This window comes from Acidicapsa ligni, assembly GCF_025685655.1.
Taxonomy (GTDB): domain Bacteria; phylum Acidobacteriota; class Terriglobia; order Terriglobales; family Acidobacteriaceae; genus Acidicapsa; species Acidicapsa ligni.
This window is the reverse complement of record NZ_JAGSYG010000004.1, coordinates 561,256-577,585: the sequence shown is the minus strand read 5'-3', so window position 1 is coordinate 577,585 and position 16,330 is coordinate 561,256. Positions and strand designations below refer to the sequence as shown.

The window sequence follows — 16,330 nt, the reverse complement described above, 5'->3', positions numbered from 1 at the left end:
AAACAGTAATCCCAATCAGGGAGTGGTAAGGAGCCTGTCAGGGCTCGGCGCCAGTTCCAGCTCTCTAATTTTTTGCGCCGTCTCCGACTTCCCAGGGCGAACCATCTCAGCGAAACCCAACGTTGGAAGTTATCAAACCGGCTTAATTACCCGCTCGAAATCGTTTCCGAGTGTCGCCGATCAAATTATTCCGTGCACGTTACCGTTGTCAAGGGAATTTTTATAAACAAGTTAATCTTACGTACAGAAAAATTGGCTTCTGCGCAGCGCAATGGATGGATAGCACCGGTAAGCCTAGCGCCGGTATCGAACGCTGAATACTGCTTTTCAGCCGTCGGGTAACTGTTGAATGCATGCAGGAGTAGTGAGAAAAACCAGCTATAGAGCCCATAAATTGAGCGATTTAACTTCATCCCTAGCGGGCATTGAACGTAGCACTTCATCTTTAGATTTTACCCAACCTTGAGTTGAAGGCTGGAATTATGCCCATATTTGGAAGAATTCAAGATTTTTCGCAGCAGAACCAGACGGTGCTTGACAGGCGGATAGCACGGCTCATACTGTTAGCGGTAACGTGCACAGCACAAATGTTTCCTACAATTTCTGTGGTGCGCGGACGGTATCAGCCGGCCACAGACGAACCGTCGAAAGAAAGTGTCCTTAATGCCACAGAGCGAAATGACGCCCGAGATAACGGAGTCTGCTAAACAGGCAGGAGCGGTGCTTGAACTGCCCAAAGCACCGGAGAACGAGATTGGACCTGTAAAGGTTTGGGAGGAGCCAGTGGTGCTCCGAACCTATCGTCCTGCCGAACCCGATCGCAATCCGCTGTTCCTCGAAAAACGTGTTTACCAGGGGAGCAGTGGGCGTGTTTATCCTCTGCCCGTAATCGACAGAATCGATACCGAACCAAAAGATGTGTCGTGGAAAGCGGTTCATCTCGAAAACGAATTTGTCCGCTTCATGGTTCTTCCTGAGATAGGCGGCCGAATTCATGTGGGCCTCGACAAGTTGAATCAGTACGACTTCTTCTACCGACAGAACGTGATAAAACCTGCACTGGTCGGCCTGGCCGGTCCATGGATCTCGGGAGGCGTTGAATTCAATTGGCCTCAGCATCATCGACCCGCGACGTTCATGCCGGTCGAAGTGGAGATTGAGCGGGGCAATGACGGAAGCGTCACGGTATGGTGCAGTGACCACGATCCGATGTCACACCTCAAGGGCATGCATGGTCTGTGCCTGAGGCCGGACAAGGCTTATCTTGAACTACGTGTGAGGCTGTATAACCGCACCACAGATACACAGACATTTCTTTGGTGGGCCAATGTTGCGACGCGCGTTCATGAGGAATACCAATCGTTTTTCCCGAAAGATGTTCACTACGTCGCAGATCATGCCAAGCGAGCTGTAACTGAATTCCCTCTCAGCCACGGAAAGTATTACGGCGTTGATTATGGGGAGCGCGCTCTTCATGGAGTGCCCGACGAGGAGAAGCCATCCGACTTTCTTCCCGATGGCTCCTATGCTCCAAACGACTTAAGCTGGTACGCCAACATTCCTGTTCCAACCAGCTATATGATTGCGGGTTCTCGCGGGGATTTCGCCGGCGGATATGATCACAAACGCAATGCGGGTCTTGTCCACTTTGCGAATCATCATATTTCACCGGGTAAGAAGCAGTGGACCTGGGGCAATCATGAGTTCGGATACGCGTGGGACCGGAGCCTCACGGATTCCGATGGGCCTTATATCGAACTGATGGCAGGCGTATACACAGATAATCAACCGGACTTCTCATTCCTGGCGCCAGGGGAAACCAAGACGTTCAGCCAGTTCTGGTATCCGATCCGTGAGATTGGTGTTCCCGATCTCGCTAATCTTGAGGCGGCCATTCGCCTTGAACGAAAGACGGATGAGGCAATAATCCATCTCCTGGTGACGAGCGAATATCTCCAAAGCACCGTCCGTCTGCGCGTCGATGGCGAGGAAATGCATCAATGGCATGGTGATTTACTTCCCGAGAAACCTCTTCATCACGCATGCTCTATCCCTTCTGCAGGAGAGATCGAGATCCTTGTGGAGCAGGCTGGAACAACCCTGCTGAGATATGCTCCGGCAGAAATCAGCGCAGCAGAAAAGCCGGAGGTCGCGACAGAGCCGCCTCTTCCGCAAGAGGTAGAGACATCGGACGAGCTCTTCCTGATCGGGTTGCATCTTGAGCAGTATCGCCATCCTACCCGTAACCCCGATGTCTATTGGAGAAAAGCGATTCGTCGCGACTCAAAGGACAGCAGGGCGAATCATGCCCTTGGCCGCTGGCATCTGCGTCGAGGCGAGCTTGGCCTTGCAGAACAACACCTCCGTACAGCTATTGGCCGTCTCACTGAGCGCAATCCGAATCCATACGACGGTGAACCGCATTACAACCTCGGTCTAACGATGCTCTATCTCGGCAGAGCCAACGATGCGTATGCAGCCTTCTACAAATCGACATGGAATGCAGCATGGCGCGGGCCAGCGTATCACCGATTGGCGGAGATCGATTGCATCAACAAAGACTGGCAGAAGGCGCTCGACCATATTGGCCGCGCTCTTCGTGTAGACGTAGACAATCTGAATGCGCGCAATCTGAAGGTAATAATTTTGCGCAGGCTAGACCGCGAGATGGACGCTGATGTTTTGCTTGAGGAGACCTCGGAGCTGGATACTCTTGATGTTTTCAGTCGCTTCCTCGCGGAACAGGAGCTTCCTGCAAACGGGCAGCAGCGTCTTGATCTTGTATTCGATCTGGTTCGAGCCGGACTGTATCAGGAAGCCTCTCAAGTCGTCTCGAAAGTGCCGGCAGACCGGAACGATGGGAGCGCGGCCATGTTGCTTTACGCGAAGGGCCACATCTTGTTCAAGCTTGGTCAACACGCGGCAAGTTTGCTCGCTTATCAGGAGGCAGCGGCAGCTAAAAGCGATTACGTGTTTCCGAGCCGCATCGAAGAGATGCTTCTTCTCGAAGAAGTTGTGCGTAACCACCCACAGGATGCGCGTGCACCGTTCTATCTCGGAAATTTTCTTTATGACCGCCGTCGTCACCGCGAAGCTATTGACCTCTGGGAGCGTGCCGCCGAGCACGATCCCACGTTGCCTACCGTTTGGAGAAATCTAGGTTTCGGTTATTACAACGAGTTGCAGGATGCAGAGAAGGCACGCAGCGCCTTTGAGCGAGCTCGTGTCGCCGACCCAAATGATGCGCGAATTCTGTACGAACAGGACCAGCTTCTCAAGCGCACTGGAGAAACGCTGCAACGGCGTCTTGCGATTCTCGAATCCCATCAGCAGATCGTTGAGACGCGTGATGATCTGTCGATAGAGCTTGCATCGCTCTATAACTGTTTAGGCAGCCCTGCATTGGCGCTTGACATAGTTCTCGGCCGACATTTCCAACCGTGGGAGGGTGGAGAAGGTCAGGTTCTGGCGCAGTTCGTCCGCGCCAATCTGTTACTCGGGCAGCAGGCACTTAAGCAGGCAAATCCGAGTGAGGCGCTGCGGTTCTTTGAGCGTGCCTCTAATCCTCCGCAAAGCATCAGTGAAGCTCGCCACCTTTTGATGAATCGTTCCGCCATGGATTACTGGCTGGGTATCGCGTATCAGGAGAATGGCATCAAGGAGCGCTCCAAGGCTCATTTTGAACGAGCGGCGCGTAGTCAGGCAGACTTCCAGCAGATGCAGATCCAGCCAATTTCTGAGATGACCTATTGGAGCGCTCTCGCGCTCGGTGCTCTTGGGCAGAGAGACGAATCCCGGGCGCTGTTCCAGAAGATCTATGATTACGCGGTCTCTCTGGCATCACGAGCTCCGAAGATCGACTACTTTGCGACCTCGCTGCCAGCCATGCTTCTCTTTGAAGAGGATCTCGATGAGCGTCAGAACATTACTGTGCTGTTTCTGAAAGCCCAGGCGCTCCTTGGCCTTGATTGTGTTGATGAGGGACGCGCGTTGCTTGAAGAAGTTCTTGTTCATGACCACAACCACACAGGGGCTCTTGACCTGCAACGCTCACTGGAAGGGTAAGCATGCAGGAAAATTCAACATCGAGAATAGCTGCTACCAGCGTCAAGAATTCCTCCTATGTATGGGGAATCGCGATGGTGGCGGCTCTTGGTGGACTGCTGTTCGGATATGACTGGGTTGTCATTGGTGGGGCAAGGCAATTTTACGAAATCTACTTTCATCTCTCTTCCAGTACGCTGGTCGGCTGGGCGAACAGTTGCGCGTTGGTGGGCTGCCTCATCGGTTCCCTTGCCGCAGGGCCGTTGGCGAATAGCGCAGGCCGAAGCCGGATTCTCTTCTCCTCTGCGATTCTGTTTGCTATATCCTCGATCTTCACCGGGCATGCGCACACATTTTCTAACTTCATTGTGTGGCGCATTATCGGCGGCGTGGCCATTGGATTGAGCTCGAATGTATCGCCCCTCTACATTGCCGAAATCAGTCCCGCCAGCATTCGCGGACGGCTCGTAAGCCTGAATCAGTTTGCGATCGTCGTTGGCATTCTTCTTGCGCAGATAGTGAACTGGACTATCGCGCGACCTGTTATCTCCGGCGTGCCAACGGATGTGCTTTTTCAATCCTGGAATGTGCAGGAGGGCTGGCGATGGATGTTTTACGCTGTGGCTATACCTGCCATCGTCTTCACTCTGGCCTCGTTCTTCCTTCCGGAAAGTCCACGCTGGTTGTTAGACCGGGGACGCGAAACAGAGGCTCGTTCAATTCTGAAAAACATCGGCGGAGAGTCTCACGCGTCCGCAGAATTAGCGAGCATACAGCGTTCTTTTGCTCGCCAGGCAGCAACATCCATAGGCTGGAAGATATTTCTGCGTCCTGAGATTCTTCGCGTTGTCTTCATAGGAATGGCGCTGGCTGTCCTGCAGCAATGGACGGGAATCAACATCCTCTTCAACTACGCAGCCGAGGTTTATCGCAGCGCCGGATACCGGGCCAACGATATCTTTCTCAACATCGTCATCACAGGAACGATCAACCTGGTTTTCACCATAGTGTCGATGACTCTTGTAGACCGCATCGGACGTCGGCGCCTGATGATCTACGGAGCTGCGGGCATCGGAATATCCCATGTGCTGTGTGCCCTTGCGTATCATGAACAATGGCCCGCGGCAGCGGTGCTTATCCTGACCCTCTGCGCGATTGCCTGCTATGCCCTGACGCTCGCGCCTGTCACCTGGGTTCTGATTGCAGAGATCTTCCCTCAGCAGATTCGTTCCCAGGGCGTATCGGCGGCTGTGAGCGCTCTTTGGGTCGCATCATTTTTTCTAACCTATTCGTTTCCCTCTCTCAACACCCATCTGGGAACGGCAGGAACATTCCTGCTCTATGGGGCAATCTGTCTGTCCGGCGTCTTGTTTGTTGCGAAAGGTGTACCCGAGACCAAGGGTAAAACCCTGGAGCAAATTGAGGATGCGATTACAGTCCATTTCTGATTTTCAAAGCGAGGTTTAAGCTGTGCGTGGATTTTACAAAGTTGCCGTCGTTTGCCTTATCTCAGGAGCCGGGAGTGTTGCCCAGGCACAGGTTCCCGTCACAACACTCACCTCGCCAGACGGCCGGCTCTCGGCCATCTTCGGCATTCATGCTGATAAGAATGCTGATCGGAATTCCGCAGCGGACAACGGGCAATTGGTTTACTCGGTGAAATTTCTGGGTAAGCAAGTCCTCGATGATTCTGGCCTTTCGCTGGATCTTGAGGGGGCTGAGTCATTGGGGGAGCACGTTCACATTGCCACGAGCCAGAGTAGCGATGGGGTAGATGACTTCAGGCTCGCAAATGCCAAAACGAGTTCAGTTCATGAGGCCTATCGCAGTCTGATCTTGCAGTTGGAAGAAGGCTCAGCGCCCAATCGTCATTTTGCAGTTGAAGCAAGGGCCTATAACGATGGCCTTGCGTTTCGTTACTTCATTCCCCGGCAGGATGCGATTCAGAAGATTCGTTTACGTGGCGAGAAGACAGAATTCCGGCTGACAACGGATGCTACGGACTGGGCGCTTGAGCTGCCGAATTATCGCAGCAGTTACGAGAGCGAGTATGTCAAACTGCCGACTACCGCGTTCAGCAATCAGGGTGGAGTTTCAAGCAACTTTCTGATAGGACTGCCCCTTCTCATGCATGCTCCGGGCACTGCATGGATGGCACTGATGGAGGCTGACATCGAAGGCAATAGCTCGATGTATGTCACTAATCCTTCGGGAAACTGGGCGGGTCACTGGTTTGTGTCGAAGCTATCTCCTCGTTTCGATAATTCGGAATTGGCGGTCGAAAGCGTCGCTCCGTGGCACTCGCCCTGGCGCGTTCTTCTGGTTGCTGACAATCCTGGTCGATTGCTGGAATCCACGACAGTCTATGCTCTCAATCCTCCGAGCCGCATTGAAGACACGAGCTGGATTCATCCGGGAAAGGCCTCGTGGAACTGGTGGGTCAACGATGTCGATGCCCACGGAACTCCTGCCTTTACTACCGAGAACATGAAACGGTATGTGGACTTCTCTGCTCAATCGGGCTTTACTTACATGGTGCTGGACGCGGGTTGGTCCAAGAGTGACATCACCCAGCTCAACGGCAAAGTAGACGTTCCTGAACTGGTGCGATACGCCGCAACCAAGGGCGTGAAGATCTGGATATGGCTCTATTCCGGCTCGGTGATGAAACAGATGCACGAGGCTTTTCCTCTCTACGAAAAATGGGGAGTCGCGGGCATCAAGATCGACTTCATCAATCGGGACGATCAACAGGGCGTGCAGTTCTACTACGACGTTGCGCAGGAAGCCGCCCGGGATCATTTGCTTGTTGATTTTCATGGAACGCGAACTCCGTGGGGTATCGAACGCACATGGCCGAACGTGCTCAGCTATGAAGGCGTTCTCGGCCTCGAAAACAACAAGGTTGGTCGTCGTGACAGCCCTGTCGATCGCACGGTTTTCGCTTTCACCCGATCGCTTGCAGGCCCAATGGATTACACGCCTGGAGCATTCGACAACGCGACTGAGGATGGATACAGCCCGCGCGACTCAAGTCCGATGGCTATGGGCACCAGAGCCCAGCAGTTGGCGCTCTACGTCGTCTTCCAAACCCCACTCCAGATGGTATCCGATAGCCCCGAGGCTTATGCAGGCCAGGCGGCCTTTCAGTTCATCAAAGATGTACCCGTTTCCTGGGATGAGACTCGAGTTCTAAACGGTGAGCCAGGGGAATACGCCACGGTCGCTCGCAGGCATGGACAGGAATGGTATGTCGGAAGCATCACCAACTGGACTCCGCGAGATATCGCATTGCCACTGAGCTTTCTCGGTGACGGAATCTACACCGCACAAATTTATGAAGATGGAAAAGACGCTGCCACAGATGCCAAGCAGGTAGCTATCCTGACGCGAACGGTTGCGAAAAATCAGAACCTCCACCTTCACCTGGCGCCGGGAGGCGGGTTTGCAATTCGCATCGTTCCAGGGAAGGGACGATGAGATCTGTTCACATCTCCGGGTGCAGCCTAGTTGCCGCGAAGCTCGGCTTCGATATCTTCACCCGTGGATGTTCCGACCAGGTTTTCAAACAGACAGAGATTGCTCCGAAAGATCACGTGGGGAGCAAGCTGCAGGATCGGCTGCGGCTTATGATCGCGCAGAAGATAGATGAGCAGATTTTCGAGTGCAACTTTTCCCTGCGTGAACGGGCGCTGATACAAAGTCGCCAGAACTTTGCCCGCTTCTATCAAAGGAATGAGCTCTCGAAAGAGGTCAGTGGTAACCACCTTGATTTTTCCAAGCAGGCCCAACTCCTCCAGAGCTTTCAGGACTGGCATGCTGTTCGCTGTGCTGATGTAGATGCCGCTGGGACGCGTTTTCGCCTGCATCACTTCCAGCGCCTGACGATATGCCTCTCGTGGCCGTTCATGGCTTTCGAGCGCCGGGCGCAGGGTCAGGTGAGGAGCAATCACAGCCAGAGCCGCTGCAAAGCCTCGCAGCTTCTCCACGTGGTCCAGAGTGGAAAGCTCGCCGGTAAATATAACGACCTCCGCTTTGGACGTCAGATTCTGAGAGAGCAACTCTGCGGCAATGGCGCCGCTGACGGACGCATGTACCGACACGGAACCAATCCGGTCGATATTCGGCGCGTCGCTTCCGACGCACATGGTTGCCACGCCGTCCTGAGCAGCTCTCTTGACCAATGGCTCGTACTTGCGCGCGTCTCCAGGAAGAAAGATGATCCCGTCGTACTGCTTCAGCACAGCGCGGCGAAACGCCTCGATATCACCACTGCCAAGTCGCGGGTACTCGAAAAACTCAAGGCTAAGATTCAATCCAACAGCCGAGGCTGCCGCAGCGCGAATTCCTTCTCGCAAAGGGTCGAAGAAGTGGGATATGTGCCTGGGCAGAACCGCAGCCACCGACAAGCGGCGGTTGAGTTTGAGAGCCTGGGCGGCGAGATTTGGAGTGTAGCCGAGCTGTTCGGCCGTCTTGAGAACAAGATCTCTCGTCTTTGGACTTACTCCCGGACGATCGTGCAACGCACGGTCCACCGTGCCAAGCGAGATGTTCAATGCTTTAGCGATGTCTTTGACGCCAGCAGTTTTTTCAGGATTGGCCATGTCTGATCTTGATTTTCTCAATTCGTACCCGAGCCTACCGGTAACGTGCCCGGAGCGTCAATCTTTCTTTGCCAGAAACGAATCTTGTTGCATCTGCCGGCGTATGGACTAACAGCCTCTCGCCCTCACACTCACATTTCAAACTCTCAGATTACAGCCCGAAATTCTGATTCAGGACACGCCATGAATTCTTCTGCGAATCGCACTTTCCTCTTCGGACGACACTCCCGTTTCTTTAGCTGTCTTGTCCTGTTATGCATGCTTTTCGCTGCTACAAGCAGAGCGTCTGCTCAGGCATCGAAGGCAAACATACGCTACAACGCAACAACGCGCGTCTTCCGAATAGACACAGCCCGCACCAGCTACATCATGGGCGTCAACGAAGCCGACCAGGTTCAGAATCTCTATTGGGGCCATAGGCTGCCGAACTCGGACGAGTTCGCCACAGCGAAGTCGATGCCCGGCGCGGCATCCTTCGACCCTCCTATCACTACAACTCCAGAGGAGTACACCGGCTGGGGCGGAATGTTGTATGTGGAGCCGAGCCTGAAGGTGACCTTCCCTGATGGCAATCGCGATCTGGTGCTCAAGTATGTGAGCTACAAGATTGACGGCGATCAGCTCAGCCTGTTGATGAAGGACATTTCGCGCGAGGTTTACGTTACCCTCAACTATCGTGCGGATGGCGAAATAGGCATTCTGCGTCGTTCCGCTGAAGTAGAAAATCGCACCGATGGCCCGATCACGATTGAACAGGTCTCGGCTGCGACATGGAATCTTCCGCGTGGCACGGACTACCGCCTGCGTTATCTTACCGGGCGCTGGGCTGGAGAGTGGACCATCCAGCAGCAGCCAATTCATCCGGGAAAGACAATCCTTGAAAGCCGTCGCGGGACGACCGGCGCACAAAATAATCCTTGGTTCGCAATTGACCACGAAGGCGATAACGATTCGGAACGAGGCGGCGTATGGTTCGGCGCCCTGGGCTGGAGCGGCTCGTGGCAAATCTCGATTGAGCAGGACATGCTGCAACAGGTTCGAGTCAATGGCGGACCGAACAGCTTCGATTTCGCCTATCGCGTTGCGAAGGGCGGCAAGTTTCAAACTCCTGAATTTTATGCCGGGTACTCAGACGAAGGCATCGGGGGCGCATCTCGACTCCTTCACCGATACGAGATCGACAGCATTCTTCCTGGAGCACCGAAGCCAAAGCTGCGTCCTGTGCTCTACAACTCATGGGAGGCTACAGGTTTCGATGTGAATGAAGCCGGGCAAATGGCGTTGGCCGAGAAGGCTGCGAGTATAGGTGTCGAACGTTTCGTGATGGATGACGGCTGGTTCGGCCAACGGAAGGACGATCGGGCTGGGTTAGGCGATTGGTATGTCAATCCACAGAAGTTTCCGAATGGGCTAAAGCCACTCATCGATAAGGTTCATTCGCTCAATATGGACTTTGGGCTGTGGGTAGAGCCAGAGATGGTAAACCCTGACAGCGATCTATATCGCAAGCATCCCGACTGGATTCTGAATTTCCCCGGGCGTCCCCATACTGAAGGCCGTAATCAACTGGTGCTCAATCTTGCGCGACCGGATGTGCGTGCCTATGTCTTCGGCTTCCTCGATAAACTCCTCACCGACAATCAGATCGCATTTCTCAAATGGGATTACAACCGCAACTGGTCCGAACCGGGTTGGCCTGCCGTTCCGCTCGATGAGCAGAAAGATGTGTATGTCGACTTCACTCGAAATCTCTACAGCATCCTCTCTGAATTGCGGGCAAAACATCCCAGCGTCGAAATCGAGAGTTGTTCGGGAGGCGGCAGCCGGGTCGACCTGGGGATCATGCGCCTCACCGATGAGGTATGGCCTTCCGACAATACCGACGCCTATGACCGGCTGCTGATCCAGAATGGATTTACCTATGCCTATTCGCCTGGAGTGATGATGGCCTGGGTGACCGATTCCCCAAGCTGGGCCAATCAACGCGCTCTTTCGCTGGAGTATCGGTTCCTTTCTTCGATGCAGGGATCTCTCGGTATTGGAGCCAATCTCAATAAGTGGGCACCCGAAGACTTTGCCACAGCCCGTAAGATGATTGCGCAATACAAAACGATCCGGGAGACGGTGCAGAGGGGCGAGCTCTATCGACTGATTGCACCTGAACACGGCAGCGAGCAATCGGTAACCGAATCAGTCGCGCGCGACGGCCACGAAGCCGTTGTCTTCGCGTTCCTTCATTCGAGCAATGAGCTTTACCCCTATCCTCGGCTCCATTTGCGAGGTCTCGATCCTGATACGCAGTACCGAATCAACGTCCTTGATGGCAGACTTGCGTCGGATACTCCTGAGCATGCAAGCGGCGCCTACTGGATGGACCGAGGCATCGATGTGGATTTACAGGGGGATTTCCGCGCTATGACCTTTCGATTGGAGCGCATAAACGGGAATCAGTGAGAGGTAGAACATGCTGCGGTAAATCCGGGAGAATGGTTTATCGATATGTAATTCTCAAAACCTGCTATGGCGAATTGGGAACTACCGGCTAGTAGACAAACTGACTTAAAGCGACAGGGGCCGATCATCAGCGATCGGCCCCTGTCGTATACAGCCCGGTTGCACACAGACCAAGCTATACACAATCCATACTTCTCTTATCGGCTTGTCAGCGGATTATTTCTTTGAGCGCCGGCTGCTCTGCTGCGGGTAGCTGTACACCGAGGATCGCTGCGATTGTCGGCGCAACCTGCAGGTTCGATATTGCGCCGAGATGTATGCCGCGACGAATCGCTGCTCCTGAGGCTACAAACAGGGCCTGCATATCGGGCATGGTGTTCATATAACCATGCGCACCGCGAGGCTCGTGCAAGACTCGCGCGAGAGGGCCATTTGTATCGTCGCCGAAAGCGTAATCAGGCGCGGCAGTGAGATAAAGCTGAGGAGCCTGATCGGTATTTGCTTCAGCGGGAAGTCCGATCGCTTGAGCCTCAGCATTCGTATAGACATGCGCAATACCGGGTATGCCGGAAAAGTAAGCCTTCAATTGCGGAATGAGTTTCGCGCGCGCCTTCTCATCCCGAATGTAAAGCTCTGCCGCACCTCCCTCAGAGTTGACCCACACGTTCCCAACAACACGACCGTCCTGCTTTTTCAGAAGGCCCTGCTGCAATAGAGCTACGTTCGGTTGGATGACGTGGGTATACGAAGTAAAACCGTGATCCGAGACTACAAAAAAAGTGGTGCGATCGAGAATGCCGAGCTCTCGTGCGGTGTCGACAACACGCTTCACACAATAATCGGCATAGGCATAAGCGGCGTATGCGGGATTGCTAAATGGGGCGCTTCCATGCTGAATCGTGTCGGTCTCAAGCAGATGGAGCAGCAGCAGGTTCGGGCGGTGGTTGCGAAGAATATCAATGGCTGCGTCGGTCCAGATCTGATCCCGCCAGGCCGGACTGCTGTCGTTGGTAAATGCCGCAATCTGCTCCCGAGTTGCGGTGCCGTTGGCAACCAGCTCGCGGGCAATCTCTCCATCGGGATCGGGCTTTTCGCGGAACTCCCAATCGACGCCCTTTGCGCCATAGATAGCGACCCAATCCACCTGAGCCGTTGTCAGACCTTGCTCGTTGGCGGCCTCGTACAGCGTGCGCGCGTGAACCAACTCTGCTTTATCGACCCAGGGTTTCACGTCCGGAGCGCTACCGTCCTGAGGGAAGGTGATGAGACCATTTGCCATGACATAGTGGTGGCTCGCATCGACGCCTGAGATGAGCGTGGTGTGATTGGGCCAGGTCACGGTGGGGTTGATGGGCTGCATGGCTTCTGCCGCAGCGCCGGAAGAGGCCAGAGAGCGTAGAGTCGGCATGGGCAATCGCGGATCCTGCAGCGCGCGTGCAGGCAGTCCATCCAGGCTGATGACGATGACGATCGGCTTTTGATTCTCTGCGGGAGACGCGGCAACGGCAGTGAGACACGAGAGAAGAGCATTGAAGGCGAGAACGGATTTCAGCAGGCGAATGGAAATACGAATCAAACGAAAGACCTTTCGATTGGGAACGTGGATGCAGAGAAGAGGCAGGCAGGATGGCGTATAAGCCACCCTGCCTGGTAATTAGAACAGGAGTTTGAGAGCGAACTGCAACTGACGTGGGTTGGTTCCAGACTGCGATGAGTTGATGACACCGAAGGTGTTGTCTGTCACGCCGGTATCGGGGCCGCCGAAATTCTCATGATTGAAGACGTTGAAGGCTTCTGCGCGGAACTCTGCCTTCACCTTCTCAACAGGATGGAATTCCTTGAAGATAGAAAAGTCCGTGTTGGCAAGCCCTGGCGAGCGGAGCTTGTCGTAATAAGCCGGGCCGTTGCCAAGCATGAAAGGCGCCGGCTGACTGAAGTCTGCCGTGTTGAAGAAGTGATTCAGGCGGTTCTTGATGGAGCCAGAGAGCGATGCATTCTGGAAGTTCGTATTGGCGTAAAGGTTCTGAAAGTTGAAGTTTGAAAGATCGTTGCTTGCATTGATCTGCAGTGGGTTTCCACCCTGGAGCGTTGTGATGCCGTTCACCTGCCAGCCGCCGAGCACAGCATCCTCCCAGCGGGGAATGTTGCTGCCGAAGATCTGACCGCGGCCAAACGGCAACTGGTAGATGTAGCTTCCGACGAAGCGCTGGCGAATGTCCTGATAGCTGATCGCGTAGTCGGCCATAGGATTGAAGCTGTCCTGGTGGTCGCTGTTGTTGTCGTAGTTCTTCGACCAGACATAGGACATCTGCACTTGCAGTCCATGAGAAAGGCGCTTCGCGAAGGACAGTTGCAGGGCATCATACTGCGAGTTACCACCTGAGAAACGCAGAGGCTCCATGCTGGTGTACTGCGGGTAGAGTTTGAGAAGCTGTCCGCGCGAGGTTGTCTGAGCGGATAGCGTATTCGTCGTGATCTGGCCAAAGAACGGATTGGCTACGGTGTCGTTCAATGAAGAGCCAAGAGCAAGATCTGCGGTTGGAAGCTGATCGAAGTCCATGCCGCCTTCGTAGCTTTGCAGCAACTGACGGCCACGATTCGCGACATAGGCTACGTCTAAGGTGATCTTGCCCGGCAGGGTCTGCTGAACATCGAGACCCCACTGAATCATGTACGGCGTCGGCGAGTTCTTGTAGACACCTTCAATTGCACCACCCGCACCTGTAGAAAGGCCATCGGCTGCACCTGGAGGGGGCTGGAATCCCTGCGGAAAGGGGTTGTCGAGCGTGTTGAAGGGCGTGATGCCATCGAGTGAGCCAACCCAGGTGTTCTGCACGCGGAAGCCGTACGGGCCAACCGTGCCGGCAGCCGCCTGGTTAGAAGCGCCATAGACGAGGGCCGCGCCAGCGTGCACGACGGTCGACGGACTTACTGCCCAGGAAACGCCAAAGCGCGGCGCGAAGTTATTGGCATCAATGTTGTATTGATAACGGCTGTTCCCATTGACTCCGACAAAGACCAGACCACCGGTCAATCCCGGCAGCGCACTCGCTAAAGGCGAAGCAACATTGGGGTTAAAGTAGTTCATTCGGTTGAAGCGCTCTGTGCGCGGTAGATCGATATCGTAGCGCAAGCCCAGATTCAACGTGACCTTCGGGGCGATACGCCAGTCGTCCTGCGCATAGCCTGCATAGTAGAAGCTCTGAGTCGCTACGTCCTTGAAGGCCTGAATCATATCGCCGGTGCCGGTACCGAGCAGCATGGAGGCAACTCCGTTGCCGCTGTTGGCGCTGGCGGCGTTCGGGTTCGGGCCCTGCGTGAAGCCTGTGCTGAAGTTGAAAGCGCCTGAGCTGTCGTTGCTCTCGTTGTCGTTGACGCGGATGATCCGGCCATCGAAGCCGAACTTGAAGGTGTGCTCGCCGTGTACCCATGTGTAAGAGGAGAGCATGCTGTAAGTCATGAAGGCATTGTGACGATTGCCTTCATTACCTAAGGATTGATAGCCGCTTGGATTGAAGTACGGGAAGATGTCTACGCCGCCGAAGGTGTTGATGTTTCCGGGCAGGCCCAGCGATGAGGCCTGAAAACCAAGGCTCGTGTTGAAGTACTCATAGAGCGTCCGCGCGAAGCCAAGACGGAAATCGAAGATCGACTTCAAGGTCGGGGTAGCAGTGTAGCCCAGTGTTACGCCGCGTGAAAAATCCTGGGCGTCGATCAGACCTTCCGCAATCGCATCCTGCTGCGGATAGAGTGGATTGGGGTTGTTGCCAAAATAGCGATTGGAATAGCGGGCGAAGATCTTCTGCCGCGGAGTGAGTGTATGGTCAACGCGCACATCCCAGGCGAGGGTTTCCTGCACGGCGCTACCGCTGGCGAAGTAGTTGTTAGCATTCGTGACAGGATCCCCGACGACGTTCGGCTCGGGATAGTATTTGAGGGCACTCAGAGCGACCTGACTGATATGCGCCCCGTACGGCGCTAGCTGATCCTGAGTGATTTTGTTGCCGACGAAGGGATCACGAACATAGTTCCCTGTAGTAGGGTCTTTGCGGGTTGAGAAGGGGTTGTACATCTGGATGAGCTGATTGTTCGAGCCGAAGGTCTGCGAAAAGTCCCCCTGGCGCTGCAGATCGGTCGGCACCGTCGCGGTGATCGACTGGAAGGCGTTCTGAAAGAGCAGTTCGGTTGAGACAAAGAAGAAGGTCTTGTCTTTATAGATGGGGCCGCCCAGAGTTCCTCCGTACTGATTGCGATGGAAGGCCGGAAGCGGAGAATTGTTGAGGTTGGAGAAAAAGTCGTTCGCATCGAATGCGTTGTTGCGGATGAACTCAAATGCGCTGCCGTGAAACTGGTTGGTGCCGTTCTTGTAGACCACGTTCAGGACGCCATCGAGGGTGCGTCCATATTCGGCCTGGTAGTTTTGCCCCATCATACGGAACTCGCCGATGGCATCGACCGAAGGAAATATGCCAACGCCCTGAAAGCCATTGACTGTCGGGAAGCCCGCCGGCGTGCCGTCCACCAGGATGTCGCCATACTCGTTGTCGCCGCCGTCAATGGAATAGGACACCGCGTTATAGTCGTTGCCGATTGAACCCGAGTAGCCGGGAATGAGTTCCAACAGCGAATAGGATTCGCGGGTATTCAGAGGCAGGTTGGCAATATCTGTGCCGTCGACCTCACTGGTCATTGCCGCCGAGACGGTATCCAGCCCCGACACGTCAGCTTGCACTTCGACATTCTGCTGCACCGACCCCACTGGCAGGATCACATCCTGCGAGCCGTGCTGATTCAATTCCAGGTGAATGCCGCTTTGGTCATAGCTTCGAAAGCCAGCCGCTTCGATGTGAAGCGTATACATGCCCGGCTTCAGATCGAGCAGCTCATATTCGCCTTTTGTGTTGGTCGTTGCCCGCGTGAGGGCGTTGGTCGCGGTCTCGACAGCGGTGACTGTAGCGTTACTGATGACTGCTCCAGATGAGTCATGCACGGCTCCCACCAGGCTTCCACCTGTGGTTTGAGCAAAACCAGCATGAACTATCAGGAGCAATAAAACTAAGCAGAATACCCAAATCCTTTTGGATAACATAACGCCTCCTCCGTGCAAATGAGAGCAAATTAATTGTTGTCGGGGCCGTCGGCAGAATGCTCCAGGGAATGACCTACCCCAGGAACGCACCCGCTTAATGCCCGCTGCCGTGCTCGCTGCAACTTCGTCGAAGCAACTA

Annotated in this window: 7 protein-coding genes; 4 read left to right on the top strand and 3 right to left on the bottom strand. The window is 54.5% G+C overall.

Annotation, left to right across the window (positions count from 1 at the left end):
• Positions 1–663 precede the first annotated feature (663 nt).
• Genes OHL19_RS16600 through OHL19_RS16590 form a run of 3 tightly spaced genes read left to right on the top strand, consistent with a single transcriptional unit; the run spans position 664 to position 7,524 of the window.
• Positions 664–4,065, top strand: coding sequence for a DUF5107 domain-containing protein (locus OHL19_RS16600; RefSeq protein ID WP_263358863.1), 3,402 nt, complete (start codon positions 664–666; stop codon positions 4,063–4,065).
• 2 nt (positions 4,066–4,067) lie between these two features.
• Complete coding sequence (locus OHL19_RS16595) at positions 4,068–5,492, top strand: sugar porter family MFS transporter (RefSeq protein ID WP_263358862.1); 1,425 nt, start codon at positions 4,068–4,070, stop codon at positions 5,490–5,492.
• Between the two features lie 22 nt (positions 5,493–5,514).
• A complete protein-coding gene (locus OHL19_RS16590) occupies positions 5,515–7,524 on the top strand; it encodes a glycoside hydrolase family 97 protein (RefSeq protein ID WP_263358860.1) in 2,010 nt (669 codons plus the stop codon).
• Between the two features lie 26 nt (positions 7,525–7,550).
• Here OHL19_RS16590 and OHL19_RS16585 read toward each other — a convergent pair whose 3' ends face one another.
• Complete coding sequence (locus OHL19_RS16585; RefSeq protein ID WP_263358859.1) at positions 7,551–8,648, bottom strand: LacI family DNA-binding transcriptional regulator; 1,098 nt, start codon at positions 8,646–8,648, stop codon at positions 7,551–7,553.
• Between the two features lie 258 nt (positions 8,649–8,906).
• Here OHL19_RS16585 and OHL19_RS16580 point away from each other — a divergent pair, with 258 nt between their 5' ends.
• Positions 8,907–11,102, top strand: a complete 2,196-nt coding sequence (locus OHL19_RS16580; RefSeq protein ID WP_396126795.1) for an alpha-galactosidase — start codon at positions 8,907–8,909, stop codon at positions 11,100–11,102.
• A 208-nt stretch (positions 11,103–11,310) separates the two neighbouring features.
• Here OHL19_RS16580 and OHL19_RS16575 read toward each other — a convergent pair whose 3' ends face one another.
• Together OHL19_RS16575 and OHL19_RS16570 are read right to left on the bottom strand one after the other, a co-directional pair.
• Positions 11,311–12,678: an alkaline phosphatase family protein gene (locus OHL19_RS16575; RefSeq protein WP_263358856.1), complete on the bottom strand. Its 1,368-nt coding sequence runs from the start codon at positions 12,676–12,678 to the stop codon at positions 11,311–11,313.
• Positions 12,679–12,756: 78 nt separating this feature from the next.
• Complete coding sequence (locus OHL19_RS16570) at positions 12,757–16,191, bottom strand: TonB-dependent receptor (RefSeq protein ID WP_263358855.1); 3,435 nt, start codon at positions 16,189–16,191, stop codon at positions 12,757–12,759.
• Positions 16,192–16,330 lie beyond the last annotated feature (139 nt).